This is a genomic window from Mycobacterium paraffinicum (assembly GCF_025822865.1).
Lineage (GTDB): Bacteria > Actinomycetota > Actinomycetes > Mycobacteriales > Mycobacteriaceae > Mycobacterium > Mycobacterium paraffinicum.
This window is the reverse complement of the sequence record NZ_JACKUR010000027.1, coordinates 520,958-541,866: the sequence shown is the minus strand read 5'-3', so window position 1 is coordinate 541,866 and position 20,909 is coordinate 520,958. Positions and strand designations below refer to the sequence as shown.

The following is a 20,909-nucleotide window of genomic DNA, read 5'->3' as shown; positions in this document are numbered from 1 at the left end:
GCCCGCCCACATTGTGACGCGTCTCACGGGAGCCGCTTCCGGGGCGAGGCCGCACTGCGCCGGACCCGGGGCGGCAAGGGCCGTGCGTGTTAGGCTGCGCTACGCCAATTCGTGACCTGCCCCGCGGATACACGCACCGGAAACCCAGGCAGTACGGGGCCACTTCAGTGGGCACCGGTGTGTGTTGGGAGAAGCAAGCGTGATGACCAGGAAGAGCGCGCTGGCCGCTGTCGTGTGCACGGCGATGGTGCTGAGCGGATGTGGTGGCAAAAGCGATCCCGGCCCACTGTCCGCGATGGTCAGTCCGGCCATTCCGCCCACCGCTCAGGAAATCCCCAACCCGCTGCGCGGCCAGTACGAAGAAGGCTTGAATCCGCTTTTCCCGCAAGGCAATCCCGCGCAGCAGCGGTACGCTGCCTGGCCCGCGTCGGATGACGCCAGCTTGCGGGTTTCGTGGCGGCAGTTGCAGCCGGTCGACCCGCGCACGCTGCCCCCCGACGCTCCCGACGACCGCAAGTTCGACTTCAGCGTGATCGACGACACGCTGACGAAGCTCGGCAGCCGGAACATGCGGCTGACCCTCGGCGTGTACGCCTACAAGTCCTGTTGCAACGATTCCTATCCGGACAACACCAACATCGCGATTCCGGACTGGATCCGCCCCGCGGCCACCAGCTATCCCGCAACGCCCAACGGCTCCGGACCCGGTGTGGCACAGGTGGTCCCGAATTGGAACGACGCCGGCTACCTGAACGGTTTCGGGCAGTTGCTCGCCGCGCTCGGGCGGCGCTACGACGGCGATGAGCGCCTCAGCGTGTTCGAGTTCTCCGGATACGGTGATTTCGGCAAGACCAGCCTCGCGTACGTGCGTGACGCGCTCGGTGCTCCCGGGCCGGCACCGGACGACAGCATGCCGAAGTTGGGCTATTACAGCCAGTTCCGTGATCAAAGCATCACCAAAGCATCCATCGGGCAACTGGTCGCGGCGAACGTCGGCGCGTTCCCCCACACCCAACTCGTGGTCACCGCCGAGAATCCGGAGATCGTCCGCGAGTTGTTCGCCGACGACGTGACCAAAAAACTGTCCGCACCGGTCGGCATCCGCGCGGATTGTCTTGGGGTGCAGTCCCCCCTGCCCGAGTGGGCCGAGTCCAGCGACTCGCACTACGTGCGGTTCAACGACGCCGCCGTCAACACGATCAAGCAGCGGCTCACCTCGGCGCTGGTGATCAGCCAGTGGTGCCGGTTGCCGAACGGGACCGACCCGCGGTCGTACTACGAGAAGGCCCTGCACGACGTCGTCAGGTATCACGTCTCGATGACGGCGAGCGCCGATTTCCCCGACCGGGATGCGACGTCGGCGATGGATCCACAGCTCTATCTCCTATGGGCCAAGGCGAACACCTCCGCCGGTTACCGGTATTCGGTAGAGGCCAAGCCGGGATCGCAGTCCATCCAGGGCAAGCTGGCTTCCATCTCGGTCGTCTGGACCAACTACGGCTCGGCGGCGGTCACCGAGCAATGGGCACCCGGTTACAAGCTGGTCGATTTCTCGGGAGCGGTGGTCCGCACCATTCCGGCGACGGTCAATCTCAAGACCTTGTCGCACGACGACTCCAGCCAGTCACGCGAGGAGGCGGTTCCGGAGTCGTCGACCGAGTCGGTGCGCGTCGACGTGACGGGCCTGGCGCCCGGGCACTACACGCTGCGCGCGTCGGTGGAGTGGCAGCAGCACAAGCCGGCCGCCTCGCACGTGGTGAACTACGCGCCGATGGCGCTGGCCCGCGACGGCCGCGACGGTTCCGGCCTGTATCCGATCGCCACCCTGGACATCGCGAGCGACGCCTCCACCGCCGGTCAATGACGCGCAGCGGCCCGCAAGGACCGCCTTTGTCACCGTCAACCAGCGCCGCACAAGTTGCTCGTTAGGCCGGATGAAGCGGGTACTGCGTGATACGTTTTTTGCTGACTGAAACCGATCGTGACCTGCCCGGGTCCGCGTAAACACGGGATCCGCCTCGAGACCGTCCCCCCGCCCGGCTGGGATGCATGCCCGTATCGGAGGAGACCGTGCCGCGCAGCCTGGACCTGGTCGTCACCTCCGTCGCCACGCAGCTGATGGAAGCCACCGCAGCGACGGCCGGCCTGGTGAGCCAGAAGGTGCTCGCACAGCTCGTCGAGCAGTTCGACGTGGACGCCAGCTTCTTGCGACACCTCGACCCGCAGACCCGGGCTTCGGCGCTGGTCGCCGAGTGGCCACCCCGGACGGACGCCGCGGATCCGGATCCGACGGCCTTCGCCCAGTTGGACATCGCGGAGTCGGTCCTCGCGCAGTGCGGGCACGGCCGCAAACCGGTGGTGATCCGGCCGGCGCAGTCGAAACGCTATGTTCGGCGCCGGCTGGGCGGCGCCAAAGTGGCCGCGTCGCCCTCGGTGGCCGCCGCACCGCTGGTCTCGGGTGAGACCACCACCGGCTTGCTCGGCTTCGTCAAGTTCGGCGCCCGCAAGTGGGAGCAAGACGAGATCAACACGCTCGAGGCCGTCGCCGCGCTGTTCGCGCAGGTGCAAGCGCGCATCGCGGCCGAAGAAAAGCTCCGCTATCTCGCCGAGCATGACGATCTGACCGGCCTGTACAACCGTCGTGCCCTGGTCGCGCACCTGACCGAACGGCTGTTGGCGGGACGCCCCGGGCCCATCGCGGTGCTGTACCTCGACCTCGACCGGCTCAAGCCGATCAACGACTACCTCGGCCACACCGCCGGTGACTGGTTCATCCGGGTCTTCGCGCAACGCATCCGGATCTGCGCTCCCAACAGCACGATCGCCCGGCTGGGCGGGGACGAGTTCGTCGTCGTGCCCGACCAGCCGATGACGCCGGAAGCGGCCGAGTCGTTCGCCCGGCGCCTCTCGGCGATGCTGTGCGAGCGCCTGGCCATCGGCGGCCACGTGATCAGCCGGACGGTCAGCATCGGGCTGGCGGTGGGTGTCCCGGGGCTGGACAACTGCACCGACCTGCTCCGCCGGGCCGACGAGGCCGTGCTGACGGCGAAACGCGGTGGCGGTAACCAGATTGCGGTGTCCACCGATGACATGTCCCTCAAACGCGCGTTCCGCAACGACATCGAGCTGCATCTGCAGGGCGACATCGGCAGCGAGGCGCTGTTGCTGCACTATTTGCCGGAGGTCGACCTGTCGACGGGCGCCATCGTGGGCGCGGAGGCGCTGGTGCGGTGGCGGCACCCGATTTGGGGTCTGCTGCTGCCGGATTCGTTCATCGGGATCGCCGAATCGACCAACCTGGCGATGGAGTTGGGCCGCTGGGTGCTGCGCAGCGCGTGCGCCGATTTCAGTCGCTGGCAGGCCAACGGTGTCGGCCGGGAGGCCGTCATGCGGATCAACGTGTCGCCCATCCAGCTCATCAGCCGCGGGTTCGTGCGCGACGTCGCCGACACCATAGACGAGTTCGGCCTCGAAGCGGGCTCGGTGTGCCTGGAGATCACCGAGCGCGCCGTGGTCCACGACATCGACACCACTCGAAAGACCCTGGCGGAGCTCAAGGAAGTCGGGGTCCAGCTGGCCATCGACGACTTCGGCACCGGCTATGCGGTGTTGTCGCACCTGAAATCCCTGCCGGTCGACATGCTCAAGATCGACACCGGATTCGTGCGCGATCTGGGCAAAAACGCCGGTGATCTGGCGATCGTTCGCGCGATCATCGGGCTGGCCGAGGCGTTCGGCCTGGAAGTGGTGGCCGAGGGAGTTGAAACACCCGACGCGGCAATGATTTTGATGCAACACGGGTGTCGCCGGGCGCAGGGTTTTTTGCTATCGCGCCCCGTGCCCGGCGACGAGATGGAAGCGTTGCTGGCCGCGCGGTGGCTGCCGATGCCGTTTTTGGCCGACCTCAAGGCGTTGCCGACGAACGCCATCTAGCATCGCACCGATGGTCCGAAAACTGAGGAAGCGCGCGGCGGTCATCGTCGCGTGCTCGGCGCTCGTGCTGAGCGGATGCGGTGGCCACAGCGACCCCGATCCGCTGTCCGCCGTGGTCAGTCCCGCCATCCCGCTCAGCGTGCAGGAGGTAGCGAATCCGCTGCGCGGGCAATACGAAGACCTGATGATGCCGCTTTTCCCGCAAGGCAATTCCGCGCAGCAGCGGTATCCGGCGTGGCCGGCGCCGTACGACGCCAGCCTGCGCGTCTCGTGGCGGCAGCTGCAGCCCACCGACCCGAACACGCTGCCCGCGGACGCGCCCGACGATCGCAAGTTCGACTTCAGCGTGATCGATGACGCCCTGGCGAAGCTCGCGAGCAGGAACATGCGGCTCACGCTTCGCGTGTTCGCCTACAACTCCTGTTGCGACGCCACCTATGCGAACAACACGAACATCGCCATTCCGGACTGGATGCGCTCCGCGTCCACCAGCTACACGGGGCCGCAACGATACTGGTGGACACCCGGGGTGGCGCACGTGGTGCCGAACTGGAACGACCCCGCGTACCTGAACGCCTTCGGGCAGCTGCTCGCCGCGCTCGGTCGCCGCTACGACGGCGACGAGCGGCTGAGCGTTTTCGAGTTCTCCGGCTATGGGGACTTCAGCGAGAATCACACCGCCTATCTGCGCGACACGCTGGGGGCACCGGGACCCTCTCCGGAAGAGAGCATCGCAAAGCTGGGTTACTACAGCCAGTTTCGTGATCAGAGCATCACCAAAGCGGCCATCGGACAGCTGGTCGCGGCGAACGTGAACGCGTTCCCCCATACGCGATTGGTGACCACCGCGCTGAATCCCGAGATCGTTCGCGAGCTGCTCGCCGATGATGTCACCAAGAAGGTGTCCGCGCCGGTGGGCATCCGCTCGGATTGCCTCGGCGTGTACGCGCCGTTGCCCGTGTGGGCGGAGTCGGATGGCTCGTATTACGTGCATACGAAAGATCCGGTCGTCGGCCAGCTGAAAGACCGGTTGGCCTCGGCATTGGTGATCACCGAATGGTGCCAGTTGCCCGACGGAACGACCGCGCGGTCCTACTACGAAAAGGGCCTGCGCGACGTCGTGAAGTATCACGTCTCGATGACGTCGAGTTTCAACTTCCCGGCCGTGGATTCGAACACCCCGATGGACCCGGCGTTGTACCTGCTGTGGGCACAAGCCAACGTGTCGGCCGGCTATCGCTACTCCGTGGAAGCGCGGCCGGGATCGGAATCGTTTCGCGATCGCGTGGCGACCATATCGGTGGTGTGGACCAACTACGGCAGCGCCGGGGCGGTCGAGAAATGGGTGCCCAGCTACCGGCTGGTGGATTTCTCCGGCGCGGTGGTCCGCACGCTGCCGACAGCCGTGGCCCTGCACAAACTGGTCCCCTCAGCGGAGAACCCGGGTAGTCAACCTGTCCCGGCGTCGTTCACCGAATCGGTGACCGTCGACCTGGCGGGGTTGGCGCCTGGGCACTACACGCTGCGCGCATCCGTGGATTGGCAACAGCACAAGCCGGACGCGTCGCACGTGGTGAACTATCCACCCATGCGGCTGGCCCGTTCCGGGCGCGACGAATCCGGGGGGTATCCGCTCGCAACCCTCGACATCCCGCGCGAGGCGCTGACTTCCGCCCCGCGCCAATGATCGTGGGCGCCAGCAAATGCTTCCAAGCGGGGGACGAGAACGCGTTGCGATTAGGACGATGCTGCGTGGCGAGTGCTGCATAATGTGCACTGGGCTTTGCGCGGCGGGTGTAAGGCAAATCAATTCGACGCTATTGGCGTGGCGTCGCCCCAGAGAGGTTAGTGGATGGATTTCCGCACCTTTGTCCGGACCCTCCTCACGCATTGGAAACTCGCCTTGGGGGCATTGCTGGCGTGCACAATCGGCGCCGCGGCGGTCACGGCATTGCAGACGAAGCATTACCAGTCGACGGCCACCATCCTCATTTCCTTTCCCGGTGCCACCGACCTCACCGAGTTGTACAACGGCACGCTGACCGCGCAGGAACGGTTGTCGTCGTACGCGCAGATCGCGGGCGGCCGGACGGTGGCCGAGCGCGCGGTGAACCAGCTGCAGGCCCCGATCAGCGCGGACACCCTGGTGACCCAAACCCAGGTGAAATACACCGCCAAGTCCCAGCTTTTCACGATCACCGTCAAGGACACCGACCCGAACCGTGCCGCGGCCCTGGCGGGAGCGATGGCCGATCAGTTCGCCGCGCTGGTGCCGACGCTCGGCGCGACCATGGGTTCGAACGGCCGGCCCGTGCCGGTGGCGCCCGGTGCCCGGCCCGACGTCGGCGAGCCGAATCCGCCCGCGGCCCCGCCGTCGGAAGCGCCCGGCCAACCAACGGCCAAGCCCATGCCGGTGGCGAGGGCGCGGGTGGTGGAGGCGCCGCGGGTGCCCGATCACCCCGTGACGCCGGTGCCGGTGCGCAACATGGCGATGGGATTTGTCGCCGGAATCCTGCTGGCCATCGCGGTGGCGGTGGCCCGCGAGGCCAGCGATCGCACCGTGCGATCCCGGGAGAAGCTGGAACAGCTTTCGGGCCTGCCGACTTTGGCCGAGCTGCCCGGCAGGCGCGGGAACACCCCGCGATTCGGCGTCGACTCCGCCCTCGACGACGCCGTGCGCGGCTTGCGCGCCCGGCTGCTCAGGGCGATCGGCCCCGACGCCCGCCGAGTGCTGGTTGCGGCGCCGTTCGGTGGGGAGGGGACCACGACCACGGCACTGAACCTGTCGTTGGCCCTCGCCGAGATCGGCGAGGACGTCCTGCTCGTCGAGGGCGATACGCGCCGGCACGTGATCGCCGGTCTGCTGCGGGTCGAGTCGGGGGAAGGGCTGGCCAACGCGCTGGCCAGTCCCGAGATCGCTGCGGAAGCCGTGAAGCCGACGCCGATCGCCAAGCTGTTCATCCTCGCGTCCCGGTCCGCCCGCCGCGAAACCCCGCCCTGCAGCGCGTTTCTGCCGGAGGTGATCGACAGGGTGATGCTGGACTTGTCGTCACGCTTCGACCGGATCGTGGTCGACGGGCCGCCGGTGCTGGCGACGCCGGACAGCGGCCTGCTGTCGGGGGCCGTGTCGGCCACGGTGCTGGTGGTGCGGGCGCGCCGGACCACCGTCGACGAGCTCACCGACGCGCTGACCGCCTTGCGCTCGGCCGGTGCACAGGTGGTCGGCACCGTGCTGACCGACGCCCGGCCGTCCCTGCACATCAGGGCCGCGGCCAAGACCTATCGGACGAAGGTCGGCGGGCCGGCGTGATCCCCTACCTGCCCGGTCGCCCCCGCCTGGCAGTAGACGGCGTCCTGCTGACGGTATTCCTGTTCGGCTGCTTCGTCTTTGGCGTGCTCGCGGTGCGCCGAACCACCGAGGGAGTGTTGCTCATCGCCGCAACGTTCTGCCTGGTCGTCTACTGGGTGAAGCGCGAGGGGCTGGCGGGGGTGACGCTGTTCCTGGCGTTCGCGGCGCTGCCGGAGGGATTGCACATCGGCAAAGTGATTGGGCCGGTGGCGATCTACGCGTACCAGGTAGCCGCGGTGCTGGCGATCGGCTACCTCCTCCCGATCGTCAGACCGCGGTTCAAGGATTTCCTGCTGCCGGCGATGTTCGTGCTGACCGTCGCGTACTTCACTGTGGTCGGGTTCCAGATGGGCCATGACGCCACGATGGTGCTACACGAATCGACGACTTTGATCGAGATGGTCATCGGGTTCGTGCTGGCACTGTTGATCGTGTACGGCGGCTACCTGAAGTTCTGCATGCGCGTGATGGTCGTGACGCTGTGGTTCTCGGCGGCGATGGCGATCTTCAGTTCGTTGCATGCCATCCGGCTGGCCGGCCGGGCCGAAAGCCTGGAGGGCGCGATTGGCGCAGGTCAAGCCCTCCGCATCGTCCTGTCCACCCAGACGCCGGCCACCGCCGCGCTCACCGCGCTGGTCGCCGCGTCGATCATCGGTCGCGTCCGGCCGATGACGTTCCTCGCCTTCGGCCCGCCCGCGCTGATCATCTCGCTGCTGGCCTTCTCGCGGAACACGCTGATCGCCGTGGCGGTGGGCGCGACCGTCGCCTTCTTCGCCAACTTCGGCTGGCGGGCCATGCGGCGTACGGCCGCCGTGGCCGCTGTCAGCGCCGGTGTGGCCGCGCTGATATTGCCGGGGTCGCTGTTCCTGCTGCAGCAGTCGGAGGCGGGGTCGTGGCTCAGCGACCAGTTCACCGCATTCAATCAGCGGGTGTTCGGCGGGGTTTCGGCCAGTGCGCTCGCCACCGACGAATCGACACTGGACCGGCTGCGAGAGGTCGCGCGGCTCAACGCCGCGATCGCCCAGGCGCCGGTGTTCGGCCACGGCCTGGGATACGCCTACCAGTTGCCGTCCGGCAACGATCCGAAGGCCTTCGCCTGGACGCTGGGCCCCACCTACTCCCACCTCTTCTACCAATGGTGGCTGGCCAAGGCCGGGGCCGTGGGCATGGCGGCGTTCGCCTGGATCGCGTTGACGCCGATTGTCCGGGCGCTGCGCTGCGCGACGACGCCGGCGAAGATCAGTGCGGCGGTCTGCGCCGGTCTGCTCGCGATATCCGCGGTCTGGCCACTGCCCGAAATGCCCATGGATGCACTGGCTTTGGGGCTCGCCCTCGGAACGGCCATGGGATTCGCCGGTCTACGGCACAACAACTCCGAAGCGGACCAGGCGGACGGCGACCCGGCGCCGGCGCTGGCCGCTGCCGGCGGAAAATGATTGCGGTCACTCACGTCGGGCCCGACATGTACAGCTTCGGCGGCACGCAGTCCGTGATACGAGTCATCCGCGACAACAGGATCGGTGCCGACGAAATTCACGTCCTGTCGACCTGGAACGGGCGCCACCACGCCAAGAATCTGTGGCTCACCGCGCGCGCGGGGGCCGCGCTGGCCCGGGCGCCGCGCGGGGGCGTCGTGCACTTCCATATGTCGAACGGCGGCGCCTGGCTGCGCGAAGGGTCGCTGATCCGCCTCGCGCGGGCGCGCGGCTTCCGGGTCGTCGTGACCATCCACGGCTCCGACTTTCCGCAATTTTCCCGGTCGCACCGCCATTTCGTGGGCTCGACGCTGAGGAAGGCGGACCATCTCATCGTCTTGTCGGAGGAAGCGCGTGCCGCCGCGAAATGGGTTGCGCCCGCGGTGCCGGTGTCGATCGTGGCCAACCCGGTCGTCATCGATCGAGACGCGCCCGGGGCCGGCTCGACACCGCCCGTCGTGCTTTTCGCCGGCACCATCGGTCGCCGCAAGGGCGTCGACACGCTGGTCTCGGCCTGGCGGCTGCTGCTGGCCGAGGGCATCGAAGGACGTTGCCGCATAGTCGGTGTCGTCGACGACTACACGCCGCCGCCAACGGAGCGCCTCAGCGTCGAGCCCCCGATACATCCGGATCGGGTCCGCGAACTCCTCCGGTCGGTCCGCGTGGTGACGCTGCCGTCGTTCGCCGAGGCAATGCCGATGATCCTGACCGAGGCCCTCGCCGGCGGGCGGCCGTTCGTGGCGACTCCGGTCGGTGGGACGCCCGAGATCGCCTCGGACCCGGGCATGCTCGTCCCCGCCGGTGACGCGTCCGCGTTGGCGGCGGCGATCGGCCGGTACCTGCGCGACCCGGAGCTGGCCGAGCGTGACGGGCGTCGCGGTCAGGAACACATCGCGGCGACGCGGAGCCCGCGGATCATCGACGCGGAGCTGCGCCGGATTTACGAGGGCTGCGGTGTTAGAGCAAGTTGAGCTCGAGGGGTCGCAGCTGAGAGTGAGCGCGGTGGGCTTCGGATGCGGCGGTCTGATGCAGTCGCCGTCCCGCCGGGAACGGATGGCCGTGCTGGGCGCCGCGGTGCACAGCGGCATCACGCACTTCGACACCGCACGGATGTATGGCCTGGGGAGGGCGGAGGCGGAACTGGGGGCGTTCCTGCGGACGGTCCCGCGCGACACCGTCACCGTCGCAACCAAATTCGGCATCGACGTCGGGGGGATGGCCCGCCGCCTCGGCCGGTTTCAGGCTCCGGCGCGGGCACTGCTGCGCAAGGCGCCGGCGCTGCGGCGCGCCGTCAAGCGGCAGCAGGCGACACCCGAAACCGCCCGCGTGTACGACGCGGCTACCGCGGCCCGCAGCCTCGACGAGAGTCTCGCGGCGCTGGGCGTCGACTACGTGGACATCCTGTTCGTTCACGGCCCACGGCCGGGGGACACCGTGGCCGGCGGTGAACTCCGCGAATTCTTCGAACGTGCCTGCCGGCAGGGCAAGATACGCGCCTGGGGTGTCTCACAGGACGAGGGGCTCGACACGGACTTCGCCGCGTCCTTCGCGCCGGAAGGGGTGAGCCAGGTGCGCGCCGACCTGTTCCATCCGCCTCCGCGCCCAGCGGATCTCGCATTCGGCGTGCTGCAACGTTCGTACGCGGCGCTCTCGAACGCGTTGCGGGCCGACGCGGAGTTGGCGCGGCGCTGGCGCCACACCCTCCAGCTCGATCCGCTCGCTCCCGGAGCGCTGCCCAAGCTCATCCTCGGCTCCTCGGCTGTCGCAACCGGTTGCCGCGCAATCCTTTACAGCACCACCGACCCGCTCCGGGTCAGCGAAGCGGCCGGCGCGGTCTCGGCGCCGCCGGACCCGGAGACCCTGGCGCGGTTCCTCGCTCTGGTGGCGGAGGTCCGTGGGGGTGCTGCCGCGTGATCCGTGGCCCCCGGGAGTTCGCCCCGAACATGACGATCCGGACCGACGTCGTGGTCGTCGGGGCGGGCGCGATCGGCATTGCGACGGCGCTGGAACTCGCGCGGTCCGGCGTCCAGGTGGCGTTGATCGAGAGCGGACGGGAACGCAAATACGAAGCGGCCCAAGAGTTGTCGGAACTGGATTCCCGCCAGGACGACGATCTCCATGCGCGCAGTGAGCTCATGATCCGTCGGCAGGTTGGTGGGACCACGGCGCTCTGGGGTGGCCGCTGCGTCAAGTTCGATCCGATCGACTTCGAGGACCGCCCGCTCACCGCGCAGGCACCCTGGCCGATCCGATACGACGACGTCGAGCCCTACCTGCAGCGTGCCTGTGATTGGGCGGCGTGTGGTCGGGCGGCATTCAACGCGCGGGAGATTCCGGAGCTTGCGCAGCGGGAACTGATCGCCGGGCTGCCCGACGGCGACGTGCGCACAACTGATCTCGAGCGCTGGGCACTACCAACGCGTTTCGGCCACGAGTACCGGGCGGCGCTGCACGATGCGTCTTCCCTGACCGTGTGGACCGGCCTTACCTGCACCGAGATCGTGACGACACCGGCCGGTGACTCCGTTGACCACCTCGTGGTCAAGACGCTCGACGGCCGGCACGGGAACGTGATCGCCGCGGATTACGTCATCGCGACCGGTGGTTTGGAGGCGACCCGGCTGCTGCTCGCGTCGGACCGCCATCACCCGGCGGGTCTGGGAAACGCGGGCGGCCACCTCGGGCGCTGGTACATGTCGCACGTCGAGGGCCGGGTCGCGCGCGTGCAATTCGCCACCGATCAGGTCAGCTATGCCTACGAGCGGGACGGCGACGGGGTGTATGTGCGCCGGCGCTTCACCCTCGATCCGGGTCTGCAGCGCGCCGCCGGGTTGCCGAATGCCGCTGTGTGGCTGGTCAATCCGCCAATCAGCGACCCGGGGCATGGAAGCGGCATCCTTTCCGGCGTCTATCTCACCCTGATCTCCCCGATCGGCCGCTTCCTGCTCGCGGAGGCCATCCGCGCGAAGCACACCCAAACCGACGGTCCGCCGCGGATCCTCGCGCACCTGCGCAACATCGTGCGGGACCTGTTCCCGTCGATCCGGTTTGCGATCACGTTCTCCTATGCCCGCTTCTTCCGCAGGGGCCGCAAGGCGCCGGGTTTTTTCGTGAAGAGCGCGGACAATCGATATCTGCTGCACTACCACGGGGAACATCTTCCGCACTGGGAGAGCCGCGTCGAGCTTGCCGACGACCGCGACGCCCTCGGCATGCGCAGGATCCGCACTCATATCCACTTCTCCGACGGCGACTACCAAAGCGTGCGCAGGGCCATCGCCGCGATCGATGAGCACCTGCGTCACCACGGCGCCGGACGCGTCGAGTGGCTGACCGACGACGTCGAGGGCGCGGTGCGCGAGTTCTTGGCCGGGCACGCCGGTTACCACCAGGCCGGAACGACGCGCATGTCGCACACTCCCGAGGGCGGTGTCGTCGACCCGGACCTACAGGTTCACGGCGTGCGCGCGCTGTACGTGGCGAGCACGTCGGTCCTGCCGACGTCGAGCCAGGCCAACCCGACCCTGTTGGGCATTGCACTGGGTGTCCGGCTCGCCGATCGCCTTAAGAAGGCTCGAATGGCCTGCGAGCGTTCAGATCCCGGGACGGCGTAGGCAAGTCAACGCCGACCGGCCAGCACCCGGGCGATGACATCCAAAAAGCGCTCCGCGACGATGTCGACGTCGCAATGCTGCGCGTAGTAGCGTGCCGCCTCGGCGCCGTGCCGCGCCGCGGTTACCGGGTCGGCCAGCAGGTCGAAGGCGGCGGCGAGCCCGGCGACATCGTCGACACCGATCGGGGGACAGCCGGGCGGCTGGTACTCGGGCAGACCGCCGGACGTCGACACGATCGGCATCACACCCAGCTGCATGGAGAGCACCTGCACGCCGCTTTGCGACGCGCGCCGATAATGCGAGACCGAACCCTTCGCGGCGGCCAGGATCGGGATGACGTCGGCGTAGCGGTAGCTGCCGTTGCGCCAGCGCGTGTGTTTGGGCAGGGCGGCGGGGTCCAGGGGCCCGTCGCCGATGAGCACCAGGTTGTCTCCGCGCCAGCCGCCGCCGACGATATGGCGCTGCCACGCCTCGAGCACGACGTCGACGTTCTTGTACGGGTTGAGCCGGCCGAACATGACGAAATCCCGGCGCCCCTCGGGCGCCACGAATGGTGGAACACGTTGCGGATCAATATCACTGGCGAGCGGCACGACGTACACGGGGGTCCCCGCGACGTCGCGGCGCGCCGCGACGGCTGTCGCGACGTACTCGCTGTAGGTGATGGTGGCCGCCGAGCGGGCGCCCCACCGGTCGAACACCGCGCGTTCGTAGGACGGGACCTGTTCGTCGGGGTCGTGCGGCCGGTCGTCATGCACCACCTGGATGCGGGGAACCCGCCCGGCCAACGCGATCCAGCGGGGATCGCGGACGATCTCGGCGATCACGACGTCGGGCCGAAACTCACGTATCCGGCGCCACGCCTTGAAGGTCGGGACCCAAGTCGCGGCGGTTTTGAACCGCGGATCTAGCACCAGCTCGTACTCACGGGCAGCGTCCGACTCCGGGTGCCGGTCGGAGGTCACCAGCAACACGTCGGCTCCGCGCCGCAGCAGCCCCTCGGCCTGCACCCGCACCGCCGGCCGCGTCCACGGCGAAAGCCAAAGCACCCGGGGCGATTTCATCGCTCGTCGTCGGCCTTCAGGAACACGTCGGCGTCGGTCCACATCCGGGTCTGAAGGGCGCGTCGTGGCAGGCCCTCGAGGAGGCCGGTGATGCGGGGCGAGGCCAGCAGCCGCCAGGCCAGCGGATTGATTTTCGCCCGGGTCCAAATGTGCAACCCCATGCCCCCGAGCTGCCACCACCGCGTTTTGGAGGTGTGGAACTGCATGCCGAATTGCTTGCCGATGAATGCCAACGTCGATTTCTGGTAGAAGGTGATGTGCTGGCCGGTGGCAAAGGCGTAGTACATCCATTCCTCCGGAGGCGGGGGCCGGCCGTCGAAGAGTTCGGTCGTGAACACGATGGAGTCGGTGCCCGTGGTCTCCAGCAATTCGGCAACGAATCCGACCGGGTCGGCGAGATGTTCCATCACCTCGAAGGCGGTGACCACCGTGTACGGCGGGCCCGGACCCGCAGCCGCCTCGAAGCCTTGCGCGGTCAGGTTGGGGGAGTGCTTGTCGGTCCAGTAATAGTCGAAGCCGATGTCCCGCATCAGGCGGGTGAAAACACCGTACCCTCCGGCCGCGTCGAGAAACCGGCCGCGGCGATCGAACAAGAAGTACAGCAGCACCGACATCGCCCGTGCAAGATACTGATTGCGCCACAGCATGGTGGTGTCCGCCGCCGCGATGGGGCTGGCATAGGCCTCGTCCAGCCAATGCGGCTCTTCGGTCTGCATACCGCCGCAGTTGTCGCAGAAGTAGTACTTGCAGTCGTATCTGGCGAGGATCTGGTGCGTGAACGCCAGACTGGTGCTCGAATTGCAGATGCGGCACAACACGCCTATCAAACCCTCCCGAGCATGACCCGCGCCTTGAGCAAACACCGGGACAAGGGAGAACCTACGGCACCTTCGACGCTATCGGCAAGCAAATCACCGCCGAATTTCGGCGCGGACGGGCGTTGTGCAGCACCGCTATTCACCGAATGCCGGGAATAGTCGCCCGGGCCCGTGATAGCTTTGGTCTCCGATGGCCAGAAGCGCTACACCGCCGCCGAAAGAGACGCTCCGGCAGAAGGTCCGGCGCATTCTCGGCATCCAAACGCGGGATCAGCTCAAGGATCTGATCCTTTTCGATCAATCCCAGGCGCTGAAGGCGAGCCATCCCAACCCGCTCAACCGCGCGGGCAAGAAATGCTTTTCGGCGACCGACGAGGACGGAATAACGCTGGAGATCCTGCGCCGCATCGGCCGGCTCGACGGCGGTGTCTTCGCGGAGTTCGGTGTCGGCGACGGGACGGAGAACAACACCCTGATCCTTGCGGCCCTGGGCTGGAAGGGCTTCTGGGTCGGGGGACAGGACCTGGCCCTGGTCGTCGAGAACCATCCGCGGTTCGCCTACGAGAAGGCGTGGATAACGGCGGACAATATCGTTGCGCTGGCCCGGTCCTGCCTGCAGAGAATCGATGCCACCGGAGTCGACGTGGTCTCCCTCGACCTGGACGGCAACGACATCTACCTGGTCGAGAAACTCCTGGCCGATGGCGTCCGTCCCAAACTCTTCATCGTCGAATACAACGGGAAGTTCCCCCCGCCGGTGAAATTTCAGATCGACTACGACCCCGGGCACGTGTGGCAGTCCGACGACTATTTCGGGGCGTCGCTGAGCAGTTATGCCGAGCTGTTCGCCCGCTTCGGCTACCGCCTGGTCTGCTGCAACTCCCACTCCGGTTCCGACGCGTTCTTCATCGACACCGCCCTGTCCGAGTACTTCGCCGATGTGCCGACGGACATCGAACAGCTTTACGTGGAGCCCAGGTATTTCCTCTACAGCGGGTTCGGGCAGCACAAGACGTCCCCCCGCACCGTGGCCAAGATCCTCCGATACGAGGGCGTTGCGCGAGAGTAATTGCCTCCGGCGCGCATTCACAGCACCGCGTTGATCGCGTCGAGGTAGGCGTCTGTCATCGCCTCGACGGTGTAGTGCTTGCGCATCCGCTCGAAGCCTCGTCGCCCGACCGACGGCAATGCGTCCGGGTCCGCCAGGATCCGGGCCAGGCTCTCCCGCCACCCCGCCACCGACACGGGCTCGACCAGGAATCCCGCCCTGCCGAAATCGAGCATCTCCGGCACGGCGCAAATCGCCGACGCCGCAACGGGAACCGCCCGGGCCATCGCCTCGAGAATCACCAACGGAAACGCCTCGGACCGGCTCGGGACACACAGCAGGTCCGCGTCCGCCAGCGCGGGCCCCGGCCCGGCCGACCATCCCCGCCACTGCACCCGATCGCGCAAGCCGGCCGGAGTAAGCGCCTGCAACCTCTCGCGATCCGGGCCGTCACCGAAAATCGAAAGCCGCCAACGCATATCGGGCAGGCCGGCGAGCGCCTCGATCAGCAGGTGCGGATTCTTGTGCTCGACGATGCGCGAGAGCATGACCAAGTGCAGCGGCGCACCGGCGGCGCGGACCCGCGGCGCAGGGTCACCGGCGAGCGCGACGCCGTTGGGCGCAACGAAGCGCCGCCCCGATAGCCGGTGTTGGGCGACCAGCATGTCCCAATGCCGTTGGGCCAGCACGATGAAGCCGTCGGCGCGGCGCATTGCGGCGGTCAGCGGCCGCGAGTAGATGGGCCGGTCCTCCTCGGGCGGGACATGCGGAGCCACCAACCAGCGCCGGCCGGCCGCGCCCGCACGCCACAGTGTGGCGAATCCCGCCTCCGTGTTGGTGTCGGCGGTGACGAGCACCGCCGGGGCTTCGGGGATATGGACGACCGGCGCCCACCAGGGCTGGCGTACCACGCGCACGGTGTCCGGAATCTCGGAGATCATCGGGCCGAACCGTTGCAAGCAGACGATGGTGACCGAGTAGCCCCGGCGATCCAATTCCGTTGCCAGCAAAGCTTTTTGCCTTTCGGCGCCGCCGTAGACCAGGCGATTGGTGGTGATCACGATCGCGGGCAGGTCCTTGCGGTGGCCGGCGTGAGCGGTCCGCCGTGACCGCCGCCGCAGCAGGGCGGTAGCGGCCAGATACGCGTCGGCGTGGTGCACGCTGTGCTGATGCTCGAGCAGCAGCGCGGTATCGGCTCGCGCCAGATCCCGCTCGCGGGGACGCTTGGCGGCGGTGCCCTCGTGGTCGCCGAGTCCGGCGCGGTCGACACCGGTCTCGTCGGCCAGCAGCATCCGCCAGGCCGCCGCACGGGCCCGGGCCTGCCAGTCCGCAGCTGCTTCTGAGCCGAGAAACTCTTCGTCGAAGCCGCCGACGGTGTTCCACGCCGCGCGGCTGATTGCCAGGCAGGTGGCATCCAATTCGCCGTCCACGCCTTGTGATTCGGCCGGTTGGCGGGCATAGCGGCGTGAAATCGGTGAGCCGCGCCGTCTGCCCGCGGCCAGCTCGCGAACGAGGGTTCGGCGGCGCGTTGCGATGTCCCACGGCCTCCAGCCGGGTGCGGTGTCGTCGCGCGCCATCGGCGAAACTGCGGCCACCCGAGGCTGGCGCAGCAACTCGCGGGTGCGGGTCAACGCCCCCAGCAGGCGAACTCTGGCGTCGAGCAGCAGCAGATCCGCTTCGCTGGGCGCGCGCTCCGCCAGGGCGTTGAAGGCCTCGGCGAAGCCGACTTTCGCCGTGCCCGACACCCAGTGGACGCGCGGGTGTCGGGCGGCCAGTTCCGTGCGGTCGCCGGGCTCGTAGACATAGACCGGCAGCCCGGCCAGCTGCTCGGCGACGGCGGCGAGGCACCTCTCGAGTGTGTCGGGGCCGCAACCGGCCACGATCAGCACGGCGATCGACCGGATGGGCGGCAGTGCGGCCGCGCCGCCGACCGGGCTCTTCAGATATTGCCGGTCCAATTCACGCTTCATGCCGCCAGCTGATTTCGGCGCAAGGAGGCCAAGTCCGACCAGCGCAGCGGGCCGGCCGCCGCGCTGGTGGCCAGGTAGACAACGGCGGCGATCGCGAGGACGAGAACCACGTGGTGACCCCGGAGCAACAGCGCCACCGCGACGCTGGCTCCCGTCGGTATGAGCACCCGCAGCAAGAACATCACGGGCGTACGGTAACCGCAGTGCCGGCGCAGCCACCAGCTGCTGACCGCCAGGTTGAACAGCTCCGTGCACACCAGCGCGATGCCGGGGCCGACGGCGCCGAACCGCCCGGCGAGCGCGACGTTGAGCGCGACGTTGAGCACGAGGGTGGCGACCGTCAGCCAGAGCAAGACCCGCTGGTGATGGCTGGCGACCAAACCCTGGCCCAGCGTGCCGCTGACGAATCGCAGGGCCGCCGCCACGAACAGCAACGCCAGCGTCGGTGTCCCGCGGGCGACGAACGCCTTGTCGCCGAACAGTCCGATCAGCGGTCCGGCCAACAGCGCGCCGACAACCGCGACGGGGACCGCCACGAAGTACATCAGCTCCACGCTGCGGCGCAGGAAGGCGGCGAACGCGGCGACGTCACGCGAGAACAACTCGGTGGCCGTCGACAGCGTCGACTTGAGGAAGACCAGCGACACCACGATGGTGTTGAACGCGATTGTGAAGGCCAACCCGTACACGCCCACCTCGGAGTGGGTGCTCAGCAGGGACAGGATCACCCCGTCGGCGCGGCAGTACAGAAGTCCGACGACCAGAAAGCCCATCAACGGCAGGCTTTCCCGCAACAGATCTGCGGCCTCCCGCGGCGCGAAGACCGGGCGCACCGAAATCTGCCGCATCGCCGCGGTGCCCTGGATCACCAATTGCAGGGCGGGCGGAATCAGTTGCGCGACAGCGAACCAGATGACGTCCGCCCGCGCCGCGACCAAGCAGGCGACCATGGCCAGCGCGGCCAGGCGGCCGGCGACGTCGGAGATGGCCACCGCGGAGAACCGGACGGTGGCCAAGAACACCGGCTCGAACCGCGTCGTCATGGTCTGCATCAGCAGCGCCCCGGACAGCACAACGAGCATCACTCGGACGTCGGCGTCGTGGTAGATGAGCAAGCCCGACCCGGCAGCCAACAACGCCAGGGGAACGCAATAGATCAGGGCCATGCCGCTGTTGACGCGCACCAGACGCTCGAGGTCACCCTGGCCGGAGGTCACGCGGCGCACGATCACGGTCGCGATACCGAGATCGGCCATGCTGGTCCACACGGCGATGAAGAGCACCGCGATGGAGAGCTGGCCGTAGCGGCCCGGACCCAGATAACGCGCCGTCATCGCCACCGAGACCACCGAGGCCAGCATCCCCAGTGCGCGGCAGATCAGTTGAATCGAGAACGCGTGAGCCATCCGCGAGAGCGGCACCGATGGGACGACCGCACCAGGGGTCGTCGGCTCAGTCATGACTCCCTAGTATGCGCCGTGACTGGTGAGAACGGCCTTAATCGTCTTGGCGATGATCATGAGATCACCCGACATCGACCAGTTGTCGACATAGGACAGGTCCAACCGCACCGACTCTTCCCAGGACAGGTCGGATCGGCCGCTCACTTGCCACAATCCGCTGACGCCCGGCTTTACCAGCAGCCGCCGCTTGACCTCACCGTCGTAGTTCTCGACTTCGCGCCGCAACGGTGGGCGAGGCCCGACGACACTCATATCGCCTTTGAGTACGTTGATGAACTGCGGCAGCTCGTCGATGCTGAACCTGCGCAGAATCCTGCCGACGGGAGTGACCCGCGGGTCCTGGCGCATCTTGAACAGCATGCCGCCGGCGCCTTCGTTCAGCGCCAATAGGGGCTCGAGCTGTGTGTCAGCACCGTCGATCATGGTCCGGAACTTGAGCATTCTGAAGGGCTTGCCGTCGATGCCGATCCGTTCGGATTGGTAGAACACCGGACCCTTGCTGGTGAGCTTGACGGCGATAGCCGCCGCGATGAGAATGGGCGCCGTCCCGATGAGGGCCGCCAGCGAGAAGAGGAAATCGAAGACCTGCTTCTGAAAGCGTTGCGTCCCTTCGTATTGCGGCTTCTCGACATGCAGCAACGGCATGCCGGCGGTGGGCCGAAGGGTCAACCGCGTCTCCGCCACATCCATCACCCCGGGCGACACCACGACGTCGACGTCCATCGTCTCCAACTGCCACATCAGCTCTCGGATCCCGTGCATCCCAAAGTGATCCGTCTGGGTGACCGCCACGGTGTCCGCGCCGCAGCGCTGAATCGCGGCCACCGCGTCGGTGACGTCACCGAGAATGGGCACCGCGCGGCCGCTGAGGGTGAGGGTATTGCCCCGCGGTCTCCCGTAGCCGGGAATGCAGACGCCGACGACGAGGTAGCCGTCCAGCGGGTTGCGCGAGAGTTCGTGGGCAAGGTGGGAAACCGCCTGGCGGTCCCCGATCGCCAGGACCGTCGTCTGGCATTGGCCGTTCGCGCGCAACTGGCGGATGTGCTTGCGCCACAGGCTGCGACTCCCCAGCAAACCCATGGTCCCGACGGGAAGCGCGATGGCGAGGTAACCGCGGGCCAGGTCGACCTTGGCGAGCAAAGTCACCATCGCGATGATTCCGAACGTCCAGAATGACGCGCTGCCGATCCGCCGGTACTCGTCGATGCCGGCACCGATGACTCGCGGTGAGCGCGTTTGGAATACCGCCAGCGATGACAGCCACAGTGCCGCGAACAGGAATGACAACATCGTCATCACGACGTCCGAATAACCCGAGGTGTTGGCGATTTCGCCGAATCGGACGTACTGCGCGAGCAACACCGACGCGCACACGATCACGGTGTCGCTGATGCGCAGGTGCTGCGAATACTGGTGCTGCCAGCGCCGGACGGCATTCCCCGCGGGGGACGGCGCCGGAGCGGCGGTGACGGGTAAAGCGCTGGTTTGGTGGCGAGCAGGCGGCATCATGCCGGCAGGCCCCCGCTTGTGCGGCCCCGGTTCGGCGTGCACGACATCCACCAATTCCCGGGTCATCAACGGCTTAGACATGACGCTGCCCTCTCGATTGGCGTGAAGGTCGGCGTTCGCGATGGCCAACTGGCGTCTCGCTCCGATATGACCGTGACCGGGAGCGGCCACACAACCCCGAATTCCGGGTCGTTCCAGTGGAATCCCTGTTCGTCGGACGGCGCCGGCTCACCGCTGACGTGGTAGCTGACCTCGGTGTCGTCGATCAGGGTTTGGAAGCCGTGCGCGACAAACGGCGGCAGGAACAGCGCCCGGTAGTTTTCCGCGCTCAACTCGACCATCACGTGGTCGCCGTAGGTCTGCGACCCGGGGCGGATGTCCACCGCAACGGCGGCGATCGCGCCGCGGGTGCAGCGGACCAGTTGGGTTTGGGCGTACGGCGGCACCCGATGGTGCAGGCCCCGCACGGTGCCACGGGTGTAATTGAAGAAGATATTCGTCTGAGTGACGTCGAAAGTCAGCCCACGGCTGGCGAATTCATCGGCGCAGAAGGAACGGGAGGAGAAGCCACGGTGATCGCGTTGCGGTTCGAGGTCGATGATCGTCACGCCGGCGATCTGGGTGGGCGTGTACTTCACTTACCGCTCCTTGGGTAACGAGTGCTTG

The 20,909-nt window shown here is 67.5% G+C and carries 15 protein-coding genes; 9 read left to right on the top strand and 6 right to left on the bottom strand.

What is annotated here, in order from left to right; all coding sequences use genetic code 11:
• The first annotated feature begins 202 nt into the window (after window positions 1–202).
• From H7J89_RS20220 to H7J89_RS20185, 8 genes are all read left to right on the top strand, one after another.
• Entirely contained in the window at window positions 203–1,864 is a 1,662-nt protein-coding gene (locus tag H7J89_RS20220) for a hypothetical protein (protein ID WP_264045914.1), read from the top strand.
• A 206-nt stretch (window positions 1,865–2,070) separates the two neighbouring features.
• Entirely contained in the window at window positions 2,071–3,933 is a 1,863-nt protein-coding gene (locus tag H7J89_RS20215) for a putative bifunctional diguanylate cyclase/phosphodiesterase (RefSeq protein WP_264046131.1), read from the top strand.
• 10 nt (window positions 3,934–3,943) lie between these two features.
• Window positions 3,944–5,620: a hypothetical protein gene (locus H7J89_RS20210; RefSeq protein WP_264045913.1), complete on the top strand. Its 1,677-nt coding sequence runs from the start codon at window positions 3,944–3,946 to the stop codon at window positions 5,618–5,620.
• Between the two features lie 165 nt (window positions 5,621–5,785).
• Window positions 5,786–7,243: a tyrosine-protein kinase domain-containing protein gene (locus H7J89_RS20205; RefSeq protein WP_264045912.1), complete on the top strand. Its 1,458-nt coding sequence runs from the start codon at window positions 5,786–5,788 to the stop codon at window positions 7,241–7,243.
• Window positions 7,240–8,718, top strand: a complete 1,479-nt coding sequence (locus H7J89_RS20200) for an O-antigen ligase family protein (protein ID WP_264045910.1) — start codon at window positions 7,240–7,242, stop codon at window positions 8,716–8,718. The genes H7J89_RS20205 and H7J89_RS20200 overlap by 4 nt, the downstream gene beginning before the upstream one ends.
• Entirely contained in the window at window positions 8,715–9,728 is a 1,014-nt protein-coding gene (locus H7J89_RS20195) for a glycosyltransferase family 4 protein (RefSeq protein WP_264045908.1), read from the top strand. Before H7J89_RS20200 ends, H7J89_RS20195 begins: the two co-directional genes overlap by 4 nt.
• A 16-nt stretch (window positions 9,729–9,744) precedes the next feature.
• Complete coding sequence (locus H7J89_RS20190) at window positions 9,745–10,671, top strand: aldo/keto reductase (RefSeq protein ID WP_264046130.1); 927 nt, start codon at window positions 9,745–9,747, stop codon at window positions 10,669–10,671.
• Complete coding sequence (locus tag H7J89_RS20185) at window positions 10,668–12,371, top strand: FAD-dependent oxidoreductase (protein WP_264045906.1); 1,704 nt, start codon at window positions 10,668–10,670, stop codon at window positions 12,369–12,371. Before H7J89_RS20190 ends, H7J89_RS20185 begins: the two co-directional genes overlap by 4 nt.
• Window positions 12,372–12,376: 5 nt before the next feature.
• Here the strand turns inward: H7J89_RS20185 and H7J89_RS20180 are convergent, their stop codons facing one another.
• Entirely contained in the window at window positions 12,377–13,420 is a 1,044-nt protein-coding gene (locus H7J89_RS20180) for a glycosyltransferase family 4 protein (RefSeq protein ID WP_264046128.1), read from the bottom strand.
• Between the two features lie 11 nt (window positions 13,421–13,431).
• Complete coding sequence (locus H7J89_RS20175; protein WP_264045905.1) at window positions 13,432–14,253, bottom strand: class I SAM-dependent methyltransferase; 822 nt, start codon at window positions 14,251–14,253, stop codon at window positions 13,432–13,434.
• 190 nt (window positions 14,254–14,443) lie between these two features.
• On the opposite strand from H7J89_RS20175, the gene H7J89_RS20170 reads away from it, so the two are divergent.
• Window positions 14,444–15,322, top strand: a complete 879-nt coding sequence (locus tag H7J89_RS20170) for a hypothetical protein (RefSeq protein ID WP_264045903.1) — start codon at window positions 14,444–14,446, stop codon at window positions 15,320–15,322.
• Window positions 15,323–15,339: 17 nt separating this feature from the next.
• Here H7J89_RS20170 and H7J89_RS20165 read toward each other — a convergent pair whose 3' ends face one another.
• The 4 genes from H7J89_RS20165 to H7J89_RS20150 are packed head-to-tail and all read right to left on the bottom strand — an operon-like array spanning window position 15,340 to window position 20,881.
• Window positions 15,340–17,271 carry a glycosyltransferase gene (locus H7J89_RS20165; protein WP_264045901.1) on the bottom strand — a complete coding sequence of 644 codons (1,932 nt, stop codon included), beginning with the start codon at window positions 17,269–17,271 and terminating at the stop codon, window positions 15,340–15,342.
• Window positions 17,268–18,731: an oligosaccharide flippase family protein gene (locus tag H7J89_RS20160; protein WP_264045899.1), complete on the bottom strand. Its 1,464-nt coding sequence runs from the start codon at window positions 18,729–18,731 to the stop codon at window positions 17,268–17,270. Before H7J89_RS20160 ends, H7J89_RS20165 begins: the two co-directional genes overlap by 4 nt.
• 6 nt (window positions 18,732–18,737) lie before the next feature.
• Window positions 18,738–20,324, bottom strand: a complete 1,587-nt coding sequence (locus H7J89_RS20155) for a sugar transferase (RefSeq protein ID WP_264045897.1) — start codon at window positions 20,322–20,324, stop codon at window positions 18,738–18,740.
• Entirely contained in the window at window positions 20,309–20,881 is a 573-nt protein-coding gene (locus H7J89_RS20150) for a dTDP-4-dehydrorhamnose 3,5-epimerase family protein (RefSeq protein WP_264045894.1), read from the bottom strand. Before H7J89_RS20150 ends, H7J89_RS20155 begins: the two co-directional genes overlap by 16 nt.
• Between the last annotated feature and the right edge of the window lie 28 nt (window positions 20,882–20,909).